Source organism: Mycobacterium botniense, from assembly GCF_010723305.1.
Lineage (GTDB): Bacteria > Actinomycetota > Actinomycetes > Mycobacteriales > Mycobacteriaceae > Mycobacterium > Mycobacterium botniense.
Genome location: NZ_BLKW01000004.1, coordinates 783350 through 798632, shown reverse-complemented (window position 1 = coordinate 798632; position 15283 = coordinate 783350). Strand labels below are relative to the sequence as shown.

Here is a 15283-nt window from a genome sequence, read left to right as displayed (position 1 = left end):
TTCGGCCGGCCGGCAAAGCCTCTTACCGCTTTTTAAGTCGTGGGGCGGGCGGGACTCGAACCCGCGACCAACGGATTATGAGTCCGCGGCTCTAACCGACTGAGCTACCGCCCCGTGGGTCAACTGGCTGCAGATATGCCTCCATAGTTAACTAGATCCTGGTCGATATACCGCAGTGCTTACGATGGCTTTGCCGAGCGCATCTGCCGCTCCCGCCAGGTCGTCACTGAGCAGGTGGCCATAACGGTCCGAGGTCATGGCCGCTGTGGCGTGTCCTAGAAGCCTCTGCACGATCTTGACATTAGCGCCCGCGCTGATCGCGAGGGATGCCGTGGTGTGTCTCAGCAGTTGCGTCCAGGTCGGTGATGCCAACCGCCTTGCATGCCTTGTCGAACGCTCTGCGGTACTCCTCAATAGGTAGGTGCCCGCCGCGATGGCTTGGGAACACGAGGGCATTGGGCTCGGTTGGCAGCTCGCCGCAGCCACTCCCATACCGGCTCGGGAACGGGCACGTGACGCACCCGGTTCGTCGTCGTGGTGGTCTCGACAATCCCTCTGCCGGTGACATACGTCGCCGATGAGCGGATCGTCAACTCCCGGTCGCCCACATGCCTGCGGCGCAGCGCCGCTGCCTCACCGAAGCGCAGTCCGCAGTAGCCGAGAACCAGGGTCAGCGTCTCGAACCGCTCGGTTGCCCTTGCCAACTGAAGCAGCTCGGCGTGGGTCAGGTCGCGCCGCTCCCGCTCCGTCGCGGTCGGCAAGTCTTCGGCCCGCTTGATCTCGCTGGCCACATTCTCGACGATCTTCCTGGTCCGTTGTGCGTATTTGAGCACTGCGCCCCCTGGAGTGTGAGAACTTTTCTTACTGGTTTCGAGAGGTTCAGTGAGTGAGGTAGAGCCAGTGGGTGGCGAGTTTTGGATGCTCGAGAATCCCAGTTTGCGGGTGCAGGGGAAGTTCACTGCTGAGGTTGGGAAGCAGCCAGAAGCATGTCTTTCCGCCGGCCTGGTCGCTGACCCGCGGGTGCACGTTTTCAACACTCCCTGCGGGGGGAAGGGCGTTGCTTTTTCGGCGGATCCGGCCAAGTCGATCCAGGCGTTTCAGCCGATCACATTGCACGGCCAGCTGGACAGCGGCGAGTCGGTCACATTGCTCGACGCGCAGAACCATGGCGGCGACGGGCAGTTTAGCCCTCCGCCACACTATGTCGCCGGTGCCGCGGTGCTGGGCGCCCACGTGGCCGGTACCGATCAGCCTTACAGCGCCGTGCGGTTCCGCATAGATGACCCATACTGGCTGGCGCATCTTGCCGCAGGTGAATCGAGTGTGGTCGCCGATGATGGGTCCACGCTAAGTGTGGAGGCCTCTGAGGAGGGCAACTGGCTGGTGTACGCCTCATCGACTCCAGTGACGCTGCGGCAACTTGAGATCCGGGTGGTGTCGGGTTGTCTGGTGTTGGCCCAACTGGTCACAGACCAGGATCTGGTCATCCGTGATACACAGGTGCGCGTCGACGCCAATGGACCTTGGCTCACAGTGCACGGCCCAGCATTCTGCGAATCGGCGAATCGTGTCAATCCGGAGACGCTGCTGCCACGTGAAGAGTTGACGGTGGAGCGGTTCGCAAAATGGATCGCGCTCAATGACACTCTCGACGGCCTGGCGTGGGCGGTGGCGAAACCCGTCGAGGGTGTTTTGCAGGTGCAGGCACAAGTGCTCACTTCACTGGTTGAGGGACTACACCGCCGACTGCCGTACGAACAGTCGCGGTTTCCTGACGTGACAAAATCTGCCTTTCAGCGGATTCGTGAAGCTGCGCGGCACGGTGCTGGCGCTCAAGCAAAGGCTGAGGGGCTCGACCGCGAGCAGGTGATGCAGGCAACCCAATTCCTCACCGAGGTAAGTTTCCGGGCTCGTGCCGACGCTGTTGTGGCGAGGGTCAGTGGTGCGGTCCCGGAAATCGTGGAGTCGGTACCTGATCTGCCAGCTCGTCTGACAAAGACTCGAAACCAATTCGCCCATCACCGGCTGCAAGGCAAAGCAAAGAAACCCCTGGCGCTCAGCTATCGCCGGTGGTTGGTAGTCACCACGATTACCCCGTGGCTGCTGCGGAGTCTGCTGCTGCTGCACGCCGGTGTCGACCCGGGCACCCTGCGCGATAGATACCTACAGCATCAGCGCTTCGCGTTCGCCCGCGCCAACCTCGCGCAGCTTCTAAAAGAACTTGGCGAGACCCGGTAGCAGACGCCCAGCCAGGAATCGGTCACTGATCACCAGCGTCGAGATCATTAAACTGGTTTGACGACCCCCTGTCTGTAGCCGAGGCTGAAATCAGCTCGGGATGGTCGGGATGCCGGGCATACTCTTTCTGATGCCCCTGGACGCCGTCGACGATGTGCTGAAGACAGCCCTGCGGCCGGAGTCGCAGGTGGCCGAGTCGGAAAACTGGCGCGCGTACCGCCTTCTAACTGAAGGTGTTCCGGTTGACTTCAGAGCCAGTGATGGCAGCATCCGCGCGGTTGCGGGCACCGCTGACTGGCTGCTGGGCTATCACCCGGGCCTTCCAGAGTTACCGTGCACCAAGGAGACACCGTGTCTGAAGTGCCGATTCATGGCGCACGCGCGTCGCGCAAGGTCGCTGTTTGCCATGTGCGTGCCCGCCGACGAAGCGCTGGCGATCCGCGAAGACGTCGCTTTCATCGAAGCTGTCCGCGCCTCGATCGCCAAGATCGAGGCGCGGACCGCGAGGGCGCCGACATCGAGGCCGAAGTCGACGTAGCCGTCAAACAGATTGTCTCAGAGCATATCTCCAGTACTAGAGTCCTCGATATCTACGCCGAAGCGGGGATGGAACGACCTGACCTGTCGTTGATCGACGAGAATTTCATCGATAAGTTCCGCCAGAGCGATCGCCCAAACCTGCAGATCGAGATGCTCAAGCGTCTGCTTGCGGACGAGATCAAGGCTGTCGGCAAACGAAATCTCGTGGCAGAGCGGACGTTTTCCGAGATGCTCGCCAGCTCAGTCTTGCGGTATCAGAACCATGCTCTGGATGCGGCGGCCGTCGTCGCCGAGCTCGTCGAACTGGCCAAGCAGCTCAAACACGCATGGATAACGGCCCGGAGATGATTTCGCAAGCGTTGCAACAGTTTTGTGACGGAACAGTCGGATTGTCCTACATTCCACCCGGAGCGCCGTGGGACAACGCCTACATCGAATCGTTCAACAGCAGGCTCAGGAAGGAGTGCCTCAACCGCAACCACTGGACCAACCTGCTGGAGGCCCGAGTAGTCATCGGCGACTTCAAGCACGAACATAATCACCGGCACCGTCACTCCGCACTGGGCTACCTCACCCCGGCCGAGTACGCTGCCCAATGCAGCCACACCACACCCCTGTGGCCTGCGAAATCAACTGAATCCAGAACAACAAAACCCGACTCTAGAACCGGGTGGACTCAGTATCGGGGACTCGCCACCGTCGTGGTGCGCCAACAGACGCTCGGCAATGAGTTCCTTGTTGTTCGCCGGCCGAGGGTCCCTGCCACCGAATCCGTGGGTGGCGTTGCGCAAGACTCTCAAGAGCACAGCTGTCGCCCGCTCTGGTTGCAGATGTGCGGGACGCTCTCCCGGAATCCTGACGATGACGTTCTTATCCCGGCGCTGTCTTCGAATGAAGAACCCATCTTGGAAACCTCGGCGACTCTCGACAGCTCGGTCAGCGATCGGCATGAGGATCGCTGCAACGTCATCGGGCATCCTCGTGCGCAGTCGGTCAGCGACCTTCTTTGCGTACTGCAAAGTACACAGCTGCTTGAATCCGCGTCCTCCGATTCGGATTCGATCCGCGTACGTATCGAGCAAAGTATTCATCAATGCTCGTTGGACCGCGTGGTTGCGACCGGAAGCCTGTAGAGCCGTCGTGAGGCCAAAGACTTGGCCGAACGTAAGTAGCCAATGTTGGTGTTCATACGGATCGTATTCGCCGTTTGCATTCCTGAACGTCGTTGGATCGCACAGGTATCGAAACATCTGATTCAGCCGTGTTGTCCACCAGTGGATTGCGTGCCTACATGATGTTGGTGTCAGTTCCACGGGCGGAACCGGATCCATGCGGCCAAACTCCGGCAGCAGTTGCATGGGCTCCATTGGCGAGCTTCTCAGACCGCTGATATCCCTCCCCAGGTTGAACAGGACGGCGAACGGAGGGCGTCCAGTTGGCAGGCACCAGAATCGAGGGCTGAGGCAACCCAGAAGCGGCCCCAGGTAGTGCACTACCCCGATGATCTCTCTATACCACGCGGCCTGGGAATCGAAATAACCTCCTTCCTTTCCACTACATGCCGCCATCGTCTTCAAGGCATCGGGGTCTTGATCAAACCGGAACATGAGTCCGGGCAGCCGCGCTCGTCGAATCAGCAGATCGGTCGAAGAGATCAAATGGACACTCGGATGTGGAAACGCAAGTGCGCCGGAATTTTCGATGGATACTTGTCGGATGTTGTCGTAAGCATGTCGCACGATGCTTATCAACTCGTCACCGTTTGTGGATCTGGCGAGGTCGGCTTGGATCTTGTGAAACGATGCGGTTATGTCCGAGACGTTGGTCATTCTCCGTGTGAGCTGCTCACACAGTTCCGTGTAGAGCCGAACGATCTCGGGATCATCATCGAGCCGAATGACTGGATCGGGAACGTCCTTGAGAAGGTCGAAGCGGTTGGAGGACTCCGTCTCATCGGCGAGATCGCGGAGACTCATAAAGCTGCCGTCATCGACCGACCACACCGACCACCGGTCCTCGCCCAAATGCCGGCCATTGAGCTCCAGATGGCGAAGCAGGCCACGTGGATCGCCGCCAAACAGATCTCCTGAGAGGCGGAGCTTGACTTCCTTCCTCAACTCGCTCCCCCTGCCGCGGGAACCGCCAAACAGCTTGGATTAGGTGACATTGGAGGCGCGATCCGTGGCATCGTGCGTCAGCGACCGCCTGGGTGGCGTTCGAGGTATTCCACGACTGCCTGACGGATCAGTTCTGACTCTGAGCGGGATTCCCCGGCCTTGACCCGCTTTTCGATCTCGACACGCAGAGAAGTGGGGAGCCGGACAGTCACTCCCGGCGTCTTACCCGCCGTCGGGGTGCCTTTGATGGGGCGGCCCATGCGTAGCGTGGCGCCGAACTCCATCGGGCCGCGCACGGTATACGCGCCAGATTCAACAGCGCGGCTCATCTCTTCGTAATCCTTAGCGCTTCTCTTCGCCATGGTCAGATTTCCTCTTCTCTGTCGTACCGGGGGCCGATATACGGTCGTTGCGGCGACAGGTCGCTGCGGAGGTCGATGATGCCGCCAGAGATGTCATAGACCTCGTCAGCGACACGGAGGGTGAGCATCATTGCGTGAAAAACCACCCATGTGTGCCCGTCTTGGTCTTCGGCTGCAACCTCGATCCATGGTTCGTTGTTGACCCTGTTCCCGACAAACATGTAGGTGTCGGCGTCTGCGTAGACGGTGGTGATCCCGTACCGCAGGAGCGGATAGGAGATCACCGCGCGGATCTCATCGCTTGTGATGCTGTGCTGCCAGGCGGAGGGCAGACATTCGATCCGCACCACCTAAAGTGTAATGCACTTTGTAAGTTAGTGCAATACACTTTCTTGCCCCGGATGGCTTTGGGTCCTAGTCAAGCCGAGAAATCCACCAGCAACCCAGGCGAGCTCAGGCCATCTCTGCAGATCCTCGGCTTAACCTTAGGCTCCGCTATTACAAACACGAGGACGCCGCCGAGCATATTCTCGCCGAATGTCACCACGAAGTTCCTTTCATCAACGCGCTGTTGGAGCGCGGCAACGATTTGCGCGGCGGAGAACGCCACCTCACCCCGGAGATGCTCGGTTTCGTGCCACTGCCGTTGAGATCCTGGCTGCGTGACAACAAAGATGTATTCGTCCCCGCGAGTTAGGGTCACGTGCCGCGATGACGCGTGAGACATCCGGATCGATTTTTGTTCGCACCGACAACAGCAACGATCCAGCGAGGAGCCCAATGAAGGACCTGACCGCCAAGACCGCTTTGGTCACCGGCGCATCCGGTGGGATCGGCCGCGCCATCTGTCTGGCGCTGGCCGACGCCGGCGCTGCCGTGGCGGTATGCGGCCGCCAAACCGCTCCCCTGAGCAGGCTTGTCAGCGATCTGGATGCCAAGAACGTTCAGGCTCTCGCTATTTCCGCGGACCTGACACACACCGCTGCGGTAAACAGTCTGATCGAGCGCGCCGAACGCGAACTCGCCCCGATCGACATCCTGGTCAACAACGCCGGCGTCGAGCAACCCGCCGCGTTGACTGACGCCACTCCCGATCAGATCCGAACCATGGTCGAGGTAAACCTGACAGCCGCGATGCTGCTCACCCGCCCGGTGTTGCCCGGCATCCTGGCGCGTGGACGCGGACATGTCGTGTTCGTTTCGTCGGGATTGGCCAAAACCGGAAGTGCCTTCCAGGCGCCCTATTCGGCGACCAAGGCGGCCCTGATCGCGCTCACCCACGCGCTGCGCGCCGAATACCGCCACACCCCGGTCGGTTTCTCAGTCGTATGCCCGGGATTGGTGACCGGTGCCGGCATGTACCAGCGGATGCTCGACAACGGATTCGCCGCCAGTCCGGCCGCGCGCAAACGTACCAAGGACGACCACCCCGTGCACAGTTTCACTAGCCTGCTCGCCGATCTAGCCACCATCTGCGCCAACCAGATCCAGCCCGCCGACGACATGCCAGCATTCACCACGATCACTAACCCCACACCACTGCAGCGGCGCGCCCTCGAACTCCTCGACGTCTCCCACCCGCCTTGGCTACCCGTAGGAGTAAACCCCACCACCCACACCCAAAACCACAGTCCCACGCACACACGCCAACCAGCCAGGGGGAATTTCGGATTAGTAGTCGGAACTTCACTTGACCGTCTTATACTGCTGAGGACAGCCTGAGTAAGACTTAAGAAGAGGATTGGCCTGTGATCGCACAGAGGATGAGGAGTTGCTGTGTTTCTCGGGGTCGTCAGGCCGCTCGGTGGGGTACCGCGACGGTTCTCGGTGGCGGCGCCATTGCGGCTGCGGCCATGCTCGCGGCGGCTGGACCGGCCAGGGCCGACGACACGACACTTATTGACACCGCGACCTCTGACCTCTCCACGGCTGATGGCGACTTGAGTACCGCTTTAAAGGATTTAGGCACCAGCGCCACCCCTTTTGACAAATTCGGCATTGACCAGGCTATCGCCCTGCAACACTTCAGCCTGCTTGAGGATCAGCAGCTGTTGTCTGCTGAAGATTGCCTCATCGCGCACTCCAACCCGATTGAGGCGAGCGTGGTGCAATTGCTTAGCAACGTGTTCGATGAGGCCATCTACCAACAAGCCGTGAACTCACTGGACACCGACCAAGCCTTGGAAGCCGCTGTTGCTGCGACGACAAGTGCAACCGCTGCTCCGTCGGTTGCCGACATTGCAGCAGCGCTTCCTGCGCCTAGCGACTACATCGGCCCGCTGCCTCAGGGGGTCGTGCACGCAGGCGTAGTCGCGTTGGGAGACGCGGCGTTGGCCACCGTTTCGAACACGATCATTGGATTTGGTTGGTGAAGACCGCCAAGATCACCAGCGCGTGACCACCGTCGCCCCGTCGCTGCCGGCCATCGTTGGCTGCGAAGCATTGACTGCGGCAAAGATCGTCGGGGAAACCGCCCACCTGGGCCGGTTCGGCTCCAAGGATGCCTTCGCCCGACTCCATGGCACCGCAGCGCTACTGGTGTGGCCGTCAAACAAACAACGACACCGCCTGTCACGCACCGGGAACCGCCAACTCAACGCCGCTCTGCACCGCATCGCACTGACTCAAGCACACGGTCATCCCCCAGCACATGCGCTGCTGGATCGCCGCAAAAGCAACGGCGATGGCGGCATCAAAGCCCTACGTGTCCTCAAACGCCGCTTCTCCGACATCGTCTACCGGGCAATGCTCACAGACCAAAACCAGTCACAACCCATCGCCGCTTGACAGAGGAGCTAACGGACAGCCCCCCCGGATTCTCGCCACGGGCGTCGTCAAAGGGCATAAGCTGAGCCTGGCCAGGGGACAGTGACCCTCAGGAAAGCACGGGAGGACAGGGTGGTTGGTCGTCGGTTCGCCGGTGTCGGGGCCGCAGTGACGGCGCTGGCGGCTGTAGCGGTGATGACGCCGGCAGTCGGTGTGGCCCAATGCGACCCGAACTGGTCGCGCAACGTGTGGACCGACGTGTGCACACCCCCGCCACCGATGCCGGCCTGGTATCAGTCCCCGCCGCAATACGCGCCGCCGTTTGCGCCGGCGGACGTGCCGCCACCGCCGCCACCGCCGCCCTGGGCCCCGTCGGTCAACCCGGTCTGGGATCCCGGTCATCAGGCGTGGGGCATTTGGGCAGGTTCTGCCTGGATCCCGCTCTGATCACCGACCCCGATATCAGCCAAACACCGTCTGGCCGTCGGCGGTGATCACATACCGCTCGGTGCCCTGCTGAACCCGCGGCGCATCAGCGCCCAGCGATACGGCGATCTTGTTGCTGGCGTTGCGCATCACGTCGAAAGTCAGTTCCACGGCTTCGGCCGCGGAGAACCCGTCTCGCACCGCCGCCGCGACCTGCGGGTCAATGTGCGCCGGCGACCAGATCAGCGCGTCGACATAGCGCAGCGCCGCTTTGTGCCGGTCGGTGAGCAGCCGGGAATTCTCGAACCGCTCGATCTCGCCGTAGAGCCGCTCCGACCCGCCCGCCTTCAGGGCCGTCGTCTCACGCAGCGACCTGCACAACCGGCAATGGTGTTGGCTCGCCCCGCGCAACCGGACCAGCTCGGAGGTCAGCGCATCGAGCGCACGCAACCGTGCGACCGCCGGCAGAAAACCGCTGAACACCGCATCGGACGCGTCACTGGTGTGATCCCAGGCGTCGACCCCATTCACCCAGCTCAGGTATTCGCGGCCGACGTCCAGGGCCTGCAGCCCGGCGCGCACCCGCGGCACGAAGTCGGCGATATACATCTGGGTCACCACACCGAACGTCTTGTCTCCCAGCGCTGCCCACAGCCTTGAGCGCTGCTCGTCGCCGATCAGCGACACATCAACGCTGAACTGCTCGGCGAATTCGGCGACCACGGCCTCGGTATCCGACCCGGGCGCGTCCACCGCAACCTCTACCGGCAGCGGCGGCAGACCAAGTGTCTGGGCACACACCCGCCGCACCAGCGCCGTGAGCCGACCGCCCGCGAGCGCCACCAGCCGCGTCAGCTCCTCGCCCACACCCATTCGGGAATTATTGCGCCTGGCTCACCGAGGACATGTGAAAGTCGGGAATCCGCAGCGACGGCATCGCCGCCCTGGTGGCCCAATCGCCCCATTCCCGCGGCAGGGTCACCTCGCTGACCCCGGCCTCAGTCGCCCGGCGCAGCAAGTCAAGCGGGCTCTCGTTGAACCGGAAATTGTTGACCGCCGCGCTCACCCGGCCGTCCTCGACCAGATACACGCCGTCGCGGGTGAGCCCGGTCAACAGCAGCGTGGTCGGGTCGACCACGCGGATATACCACAGCGTCGTCAACAACAGGCCGCGCTCGGTACCGGCGATCATCTGGTCCAGCCCGGCGTCACCGCCGGTCATCAGCAGATTGTCGGCGGCCACCGCAACCGGGGCGCCGAACTCCCGCGCCGCGCCCCGCGGATAGGCCAGCGCGTTGATGACCCCGTCGCGGATCCAGTCCACCCGCCCGGTATCCATCCCGTTGTCGAACACCGACACCGTTTCCGAGGACCCCGACACCGCAACGAACGGCGAACATTCCAGGCCGGGGGCAAACGGATCGGAGTACAACGTCAGCGGCAACTGTGTCAGCCGCTCCCCTACCCGCGTCCCGCCGCCGGGCGCGGAGAACGCGGTGCGGCCCTCCTGCGCGCCGCGGCCGCTCATCGTCCACGCCATATAGATCATCAGGTCGGCCACCGTCGAGGGCGGCATGATCGTCTCGTAGCGGCCCGCCGGCAACTGCACGGTCCGCCCCGCCCAACCCAGCCGCGTCGACAGCTGCTCAAGCAGCAGATCCGCAGGCACATCGGCGAAATCGGGAGTGCCCACACCCGCCCAGGCGCTGGCGCCGCCGCGTTTGGCGTTGATCTCCACCGATCCGCTGGGCTGGGTGTAGCGACGCCGCAGCCCTGTCGACGACGCCAGAAATGTCGTCTCCACGACGTGATGCGCGAACCCGTACAGCTGGTCGGCGCCGCGGAAGCCCCGACTGAGCGGGCCGCTGATACTCGCGAACACCTCGGCCCCGGTGCCGGAGACCGCATCATCCCAGTCCCCGGGCACATCGGCAGCGCTGATCAGGGGTGCGACGTCGCGCGCCTGCGGCGCAGACCATGCCGCCTGCTGGGACGCGGCCACCAACCCCGGAACCGCCGACGGGTCCACCTCCGCGGAGCGCAGTGAGCCGACGCGGGCGCTATCCCCTTCGCGGACAATCGAAATCACCGTGGTCGTGCGGCTGGTTGACACCCCGTTGGTGGTCATGGAGTTGTTGGCCCAGCGCAGCGACGCCTCGGAGCGGTCGGTGACCAGCACCATGGTCTCGTCGACCCGTCCCCGGGCGGCGGCGTCGAGGGCGATCTCGACGAGCAACTGTGCGCTGATCATCGGCGGGCCTCGGTGCGGGTGTTGAGCACGTTGACGCCGCGGAACAACGCCGACGGGCAGCCGTGGCTGACGGCGGCGACCTGCCCGGGCTGGGCTTTGCCGCAGTTGAAGGCGCCGCCCAGCCGCCATGTCGACGCCCCGCCCACGGCCTCCATGGAGTTCCAAAAATCGGTGGTGGTGGACTGGTAGGCGACGTCGCGCAGTTGCCCGTCCACCCGCCCGCCGCGGATGCGGAAGAAGCGCTGGCCGGTGAACTGAAAGTTGTAGCGCTGCATGTCAATCGACCATGATTTGTCCCCGACGATGTAGATGCCGTCCTCAACGCGGGCGATCAGGTCAGCGGTGCTGAGATCGTCGGGGCTGGGTTGCAGCGACACGTTGGCCATCCGCTGGATCGGCACGTGATGCGGCGAGTCGGCATACGAGCAGCCGTTGGAGCGTGGCTGGCCGAGCCGCAGCGCGAACGCCCGGTCGAGCTGGTAGCCGACGAAGATCCCGTCCCGCACCAGGTCCCAGCTCTGCGCGGCGACCCCTTCGTCGTCGTAACCGACGCTGGCTAAACCGAACTCGACGGTGCGATCGGCGGTGACATTCATCACCGGCGACCCGTAGCGCAGGCTGCCCAGCTTGTCCGGGGTGGCGAACGACGTCCCGGCGTAGGCGGCTTCATATCCGATGGCGCGGTCGTATTCGGTTGCGTGGCCGATGGATTCGTGGATGGTCAGCCACAGGTTGGACGGGTCGATCACCAGGTCGGTCGGGCCCGGCGTCACCGTGGGCGCCTTGACCTTTTCGGCCAGCAGCGACGGTATTTGCGCGAGCTCCTCGGTCCAGTTCCACACCTCGTCGCCGGCCAGCACCTCCCAGCCGCGTGCGGTTGGCGGGGCCAGCGTGCGCATGCTGTCGAAACCGCCCGTCGCGGTGTCGACGGCGACCGCCTCGATCCGCGGCATCAGCCGCACTCGCTGCTGGGTGATCGACGACCCGAACGTGTCGGCGTAGAAGGTGTGTTCCTTGACAGCGGTCAAGGCGGCCGAAACATGATCCACGCCGTCGGCGGCCAGCAACCGGCCCGAATACTCTTGCAGCACCGCGATCTTGTCGGCGGTGGGTACGGTGAACGGGTCGACCTGGTAACTCGACACCCAGGTGGCGTCGGGGTATACCGGCTCGGGCGCCAGCTCGACACGCTCGGTGTTCAGCGGCGCCAGGGTGGTGGCCACCTGCACCGCCCGGCGCGCGGTGTCGGCCGCCACCGGCGGCGCCAGCTCGGCGTGGGAGGCGAACCCCCAGGTGCCGTTGACGATCACCCGCACCGCCAGGCCGAGCTCACGGTCGACGACGGCGGTCTCCAGCTCACCGTCACGCAGCTGGATGTACTCGGTGGTGATGCGGTGGACCCGCAGATCGGCATGACTGGCCCCGGCTGCGGTGGCCGTCGACAGCGCCGCATCGGCCAGCTCCCGGCGCGGCAGTTCCAAGAAATCGGCATCAATCCCTCGGTTCGATGTCACCAGTCCACCGTAACGACCGCTTTAATACACCCATGGCCGAGACCGGGCTATCGCTGAAGCACCGCTCCACCGTGCTGGGGTACGCGCTGCTTGCCCCCAGCCTGTTCGGCGTGGTCGCGTTCCTCGTGCTGCCGATTCTCGTTGTGGTCTGGCTCAGCTTGCACCGCTGGGACCTGCTGGGCCCCATCGAGTATGTCGGGCTGGACAATTGGCGCGCCGTGCTCAGCGACCCGAGCTTCGGCAACTCGCTGCTGGTCACACTGGTGTTCGTGGCCATTGTGGTGCCCGCGCAGACCCTACTGGGCCTGCTGGCCGCGGCGATGCTGGCGCGCGGCCTGCCCGGCAGCGGGGTGTTCCGCGTGCTCTACGTGCTGCCGTGGATCTGCGCGCCGCTGGCGATCGCGGTGTTGTGGCGCTGGATCCTCGCACCCACCGACGGCGCGGTCGCCGCGCTGCTGGGGCATCGTATCGAATGGCTGACCGATCCGCGCCTGGCGCTGCCGGTGGTCTCGGCAGTCGTGGTGTGGACCAACGTCGGCTACGTCGCGTTGTTTTTCCTCGCGGGCATTCTGGCCATCCCCGCTGACATCCACGCCGCCGCACGTGTCGACGGCGCCACCGCCTGGCAGCGTTTCCGGCGCATCACGCTGCCGATGCTGAGACCCACCACGTTCTTCGTGCTTCTCACCGGAATCATCAGCGCTGCACAGGTTTTCGATACTGTCTATGTGTTGACCGGCGGCGGTCCGGCGGGACGCACCGACTTGGTCGCCCACCGTATTTACGTCGAGGCGTTCGAGTCGGCCGCTATCGGGCGGGCTGCGGTGATGTCGATCGTGCTGTTCGCCCTGCTGCTGGGTGTCACTGTCGTCCAACGTCTGTATTTTCGGCGGCGGATCAGCTATGAGCTCACTTAAATCCGCTGTGATCTACGCCGGTCTGCTGGTCGGTGCGCTGATCACGTTGGGGCCGTTCGCTCTCGGGTTGCTGACGTCGTTCACCACAGCGCACCAGTTCGCGACGGGTACGCCGCTGGCCTGGCCGCGGCCCCCGACGTTGGCCAACTATGCACAGCTGATTGGTGCTGGATTCGGCCGGGCGCTGGCCGTCACCGCGGTGATGACGGCGGTGATCGTGCTTGGCCAGCTGAGCTTTTCGGTCCTGGCTTCCTACGCGTTCGCCCGGTTGCAGTTTCCGGGCCGCGACGCCCTGTTTTGGGTGTACGTTGCGACGTTGATGGTGCCTCCGACGGTCACGGTGGTACCGCTGTATCTGATGATGGCTCAACTGGGCCTGCGCAACACGTTCTGGGCGTTGGTGCTGCCGTTCCTGTTCGGCTCACCCTACGCTATTTTTATGCTGCGGGAGTACTTTCGTGCTATACCCGACGACCTGGTCAACGCCGCGCGGCTGGACGGCGCCAATACCCTGGACGTGATCGTGCATGTGGTGGTGCCGTCGAGCCGGCCGGTCCTGGTCACCCTGTTGCTGATCACCGTGGTCTCGCAGTGGAACAATTTCATGTGGCCGCTGGTGATCACCAGCGGACCCAACTGGCGGGTGCTGACGGTGGCGACCGCGGCACTGCAGTCCCGCTATAACGCACAGTGGACGCTGGTGATGGCCGCGACCACACTAGCGATCGTGCCGCTGATCATCGTGTTCGTGGCCCTCCAGCGTCACATCGTGCGGTCTATCGTCGTGACTGGACTGAAATGAGCTGGCGGCCAAAGTATTCCACACTGGTAGCCGTCTCGGTTGTGCTGCTGGCCGTGCTGCTGGGGGCGATGGCGGTGCTGTTGGACGTGTCAGCCCAACCCCGCGGCGGCACGACGATGGTGACGGTGCGGCTGTGGGACGAACAGGTCGCCGCGGCATACCGGCAATCGTTTGAGGAGTTCAGCCGAGCGCATCGCGGCATCGAGGTGCGCACCAATGTGGTACCCTACTCAACCTATTTCAGCACTCTGCGCACCGATGTGGCCGGCGGCAGCGCAGACGACATCTTTTGGCTGTCCAACGCCTACCTCGCCGGCTACGCCGACAGCGGCCGCCTGATGGACATCGGGGCGTTGCTGGGTAGGCCCGCTGTGAAAAGCTGGGAGCCCTCGGTGGTTGCCCAGTTCACCCGCGGCGGGGTGCTGTGGGGTGTGCCGCAGCTAACCGATGCCGGGATCGCGGTCTATTACAACGCGGATCTGCTGGCAGCGTCCGGCATCGACCCGGCCGTGTTGGGGACATTGCGGTGGAGTCCGGGTGAGGATGACACCCTACGCCCGCTGCTGGCCCGGCTGACCATCGATGCCGACGGACATACCGCGGACACACCGGGTTTCGACCCTCTGCGGGTCCGGCAGTGGGGTTACAACGCCGCCAACGACCCCCAAGGCATCTATTTGAACTACATCGGCTCGGCCGGCGGCGTGTTCCAGCGCGGCGACGAGTTCGCATTCGATAATCCGGCTGCCGTCGACGCCTTCCGCTACCTGGTCGGTTTGATCAACCGCGACCACGTGGCACCACCGGCATCGGCAACCAACGACAACGGTGATTTCTGCCGCAATCAGTTCTTGGCCGGCAAAATGGCCCTTTTCCAGTCGGGCACCTACAACCTGGCAACGGTGGCCGAGGAAGCGAAATTCCGCTGGGGTGTGGCGCTGCTGCCCGCCGGCCCGAAAGGCCGCGTCAGCGTCACAAATGGGATTGCTGCAGCGGGTAATTCGGCATCCAAGCATCCTGATGCGGTTCGTCAGGTCCTTGCCTGGATGGGCAGCCAACGGGGTAACACGTACCTGGGACAGCGCGGTATCGCCATTCCGGCGGTCTTGTCGGCTCAGCGTGTTTACTTCGGTTATTGGCATGCCCGGGGTGTCGACGTGACACCGTTCTTCGCGGTACTCGACGGCCCGCGCATCCCGGCTCCTGGCGGAGCGGGTTTCGCTGCGGGATATCAGGCGCTCAAACCGTATTTTGACGAAATGTTCCTCGGACACGCCGATGTCGCGAAAACCCTTCGAAGCGCGCAGCTAGCGGCCAACGCCGCCGCACACCGCTAATCGACACCAGGCG

At 63.5% G+C, this 15283-nt stretch carries 16 protein-coding genes, 1 tRNA gene and 4 pseudogenes; 13 read left to right on the top strand and 8 right to left on the bottom strand.

The features are described 5' to 3' along the window. Positions 1 to 40: 40 nt before the first annotated feature. Positions 41 to 114: transfer RNA gene (locus G6N08_RS13750), tRNA-Ile, on the bottom strand. A gap of 5 nt (positions 115 to 119) precedes the next feature. Beyond that, positions 120 to 587, bottom strand: a pseudogene (locus G6N08_RS13745) (tyrosine-type recombinase/integrase). 313 nt (positions 588 to 900) lie between these two features. Between G6N08_RS13745 and G6N08_RS13735 the strand changes: the two are divergent. From G6N08_RS13735 to G6N08_RS13720, 5 genes and pseudogenes are all read left to right on the top strand, one after another. Then, positions 901 to 2238 (top strand): HEPN domain-containing protein, encoded by a 1338-nt coding sequence (locus G6N08_RS13735; RefSeq protein ID WP_163758134.1) that lies wholly within the window; start codon positions 901 to 903, stop codon positions 2236 to 2238. Positions 2239 to 2338: 100 nt separating this feature from the next. Further along, positions 2339 to 2776 carry a type I restriction enzyme endonuclease domain-containing protein gene (locus tag G6N08_RS21350; protein ID WP_371869025.1) on the top strand — a complete coding sequence of 146 codons (438 nt, stop codon included), beginning with the start codon at positions 2339 to 2341 and terminating at the stop codon, positions 2774 to 2776. Continuing rightward, positions 2755 to 3126, top strand: coding sequence for a type I restriction enzyme endonuclease domain-containing protein (locus tag G6N08_RS13730; RefSeq protein ID WP_371869060.1), 372 nt, complete (start codon positions 2755 to 2757; stop codon positions 3124 to 3126). The genes G6N08_RS21350 and G6N08_RS13730 overlap by 22 nt, the downstream gene beginning before the upstream one ends. Continuing rightward, positions 3084 to 3383 (top strand): annotated as a pseudogene (locus G6N08_RS20780) (integrase core domain-containing protein); the annotation flags it as partial. The gene G6N08_RS13730 and the pseudogene G6N08_RS20780, both read left to right, overlap by 43 nt. Before the next feature lie 984 nt (positions 3384 to 4367). Next, entirely contained in the window at positions 4368 to 4868 is a 501-nt protein-coding gene (locus tag G6N08_RS13720; protein WP_163758127.1) for a hypothetical protein, read from the top strand. Between the two features lie 104 nt (positions 4869 to 4972). Here G6N08_RS13720 and G6N08_RS13715 read toward each other — a convergent pair whose 3' ends face one another. The 3 genes from G6N08_RS13715 to G6N08_RS13705 all read right to left on the bottom strand — a co-directional run bounded on the left by G6N08_RS13715 (position 4973) and on the right by G6N08_RS13705 (position 5960). After that, positions 4973 to 5257 carry a ribbon-helix-helix domain-containing protein gene (locus G6N08_RS13715; RefSeq protein ID WP_163758125.1) on the bottom strand — a complete coding sequence of 95 codons (285 nt, stop codon included), beginning with the start codon at positions 5255 to 5257 and terminating at the stop codon, positions 4973 to 4975. Between the two features lie 2 nt (positions 5258 to 5259). Next, complete coding sequence (locus G6N08_RS13710) at positions 5260 to 5604, bottom strand: hypothetical protein (protein WP_163758123.1); 345 nt, start codon at positions 5602 to 5604, stop codon at positions 5260 to 5262. Positions 5605 to 5675: 71 nt separating this feature from the next. Then, positions 5676 to 5960, bottom strand: a complete 285-nt coding sequence (locus tag G6N08_RS13705) for a hypothetical protein (RefSeq protein ID WP_163758121.1) — start codon at positions 5958 to 5960, stop codon at positions 5676 to 5678. A gap of 8 nt (positions 5961 to 5968) precedes the next feature. On the opposite strand from G6N08_RS13705, the pseudogene G6N08_RS20775 reads away from it, so the two are divergent. The 5 genes and pseudogenes from G6N08_RS20775 to G6N08_RS13685 form a co-directional block, all read left to right on the top strand. Further along, positions 5969 to 6640 (top strand): annotated as a pseudogene (locus G6N08_RS20775) (SDR family NAD(P)-dependent oxidoreductase); the annotation flags it as partial. A 3-nt stretch (positions 6641 to 6643) separates the two neighbouring features. Beyond that, positions 6644 to 6835, top strand: a pseudogene (locus G6N08_RS21495) (IS1634 family transposase); the annotation flags it as partial. A 275-nt stretch (positions 6836 to 7110) separates the two neighbouring features. Next, a complete protein-coding gene (locus G6N08_RS13695) occupies positions 7111 to 7629 on the top strand; it encodes a hypothetical protein (protein ID WP_163758117.1) in 519 nt (172 codons plus the stop codon). A 22-nt stretch (positions 7630 to 7651) separates the two neighbouring features. Continuing rightward, positions 7652 to 8044, top strand: a complete 393-nt coding sequence (locus G6N08_RS13690; protein WP_163758116.1) for a transposase — start codon at positions 7652 to 7654, stop codon at positions 8042 to 8044. A gap of 111 nt (positions 8045 to 8155) precedes the next feature. After that, entirely contained in the window at positions 8156 to 8470 is a 315-nt protein-coding gene (locus G6N08_RS13685; protein WP_163758113.1) for a hypothetical protein, read from the top strand. Positions 8471 to 8485: 15 nt separating this feature from the next. Here the strand turns inward: G6N08_RS13685 and G6N08_RS13680 are convergent, their stop codons facing one another. Genes G6N08_RS13680 through G6N08_RS13670 form a run of 3 tightly spaced genes read right to left on the bottom strand, consistent with a single transcriptional unit; the run spans position 8486 to position 12214 of the window. Next, on the bottom strand, positions 8486 to 9322 hold the full coding sequence (locus tag G6N08_RS13680; protein ID WP_163758111.1) for a carboxymuconolactone decarboxylase family protein: 837 nt from the start codon (positions 9320 to 9322) through the stop codon (positions 8486 to 8488). A 7-nt stretch (positions 9323 to 9329) separates the two neighbouring features. Then, positions 9330 to 10700 (bottom strand): TldD/PmbA family protein, encoded by a 1371-nt coding sequence (locus G6N08_RS13675; RefSeq protein WP_163758109.1) that lies wholly within the window; start codon positions 10698 to 10700, stop codon positions 9330 to 9332. Beyond that, a complete protein-coding gene (locus G6N08_RS13670; protein ID WP_163758107.1) occupies positions 10697 to 12214 on the bottom strand; it encodes a TldD/PmbA family protein in 1518 nt (505 codons plus the stop codon). The genes G6N08_RS13675 and G6N08_RS13670 overlap by 4 nt, the downstream gene beginning before the upstream one ends. A gap of 32 nt (positions 12215 to 12246) precedes the next feature. Between G6N08_RS13670 and G6N08_RS13665 the strand changes: the two genes are divergently transcribed. The 3 genes from G6N08_RS13665 to G6N08_RS13655 are packed head-to-tail and all read left to right on the top strand — an operon-like array spanning position 12247 to position 15270. After that, on the top strand, positions 12247 to 13131 hold the full coding sequence (locus G6N08_RS13665; protein WP_163758105.1) for a carbohydrate ABC transporter permease: 885 nt from the start codon (positions 12247 to 12249) through the stop codon (positions 13129 to 13131). Beyond that, positions 13118 to 13933 (top strand): carbohydrate ABC transporter permease, encoded by an 816-nt coding sequence (locus G6N08_RS13660; protein ID WP_163758103.1) that lies wholly within the window; start codon positions 13118 to 13120, stop codon positions 13931 to 13933. The genes G6N08_RS13665 and G6N08_RS13660 overlap by 14 nt, the downstream gene beginning before the upstream one ends. After that, the gene (locus tag G6N08_RS13655; protein ID WP_163758100.1) at positions 13930 to 15270 is read left to right on the top strand and encodes an ABC transporter substrate-binding protein; all 1341 of its coding nucleotides are present in this window, start codon (positions 13930 to 13932) and stop codon (positions 15268 to 15270) included. The genes G6N08_RS13660 and G6N08_RS13655 overlap by 4 nt, the downstream gene beginning before the upstream one ends. The last annotated feature ends 13 nt before the right edge of the window (positions 15271 to 15283 follow it).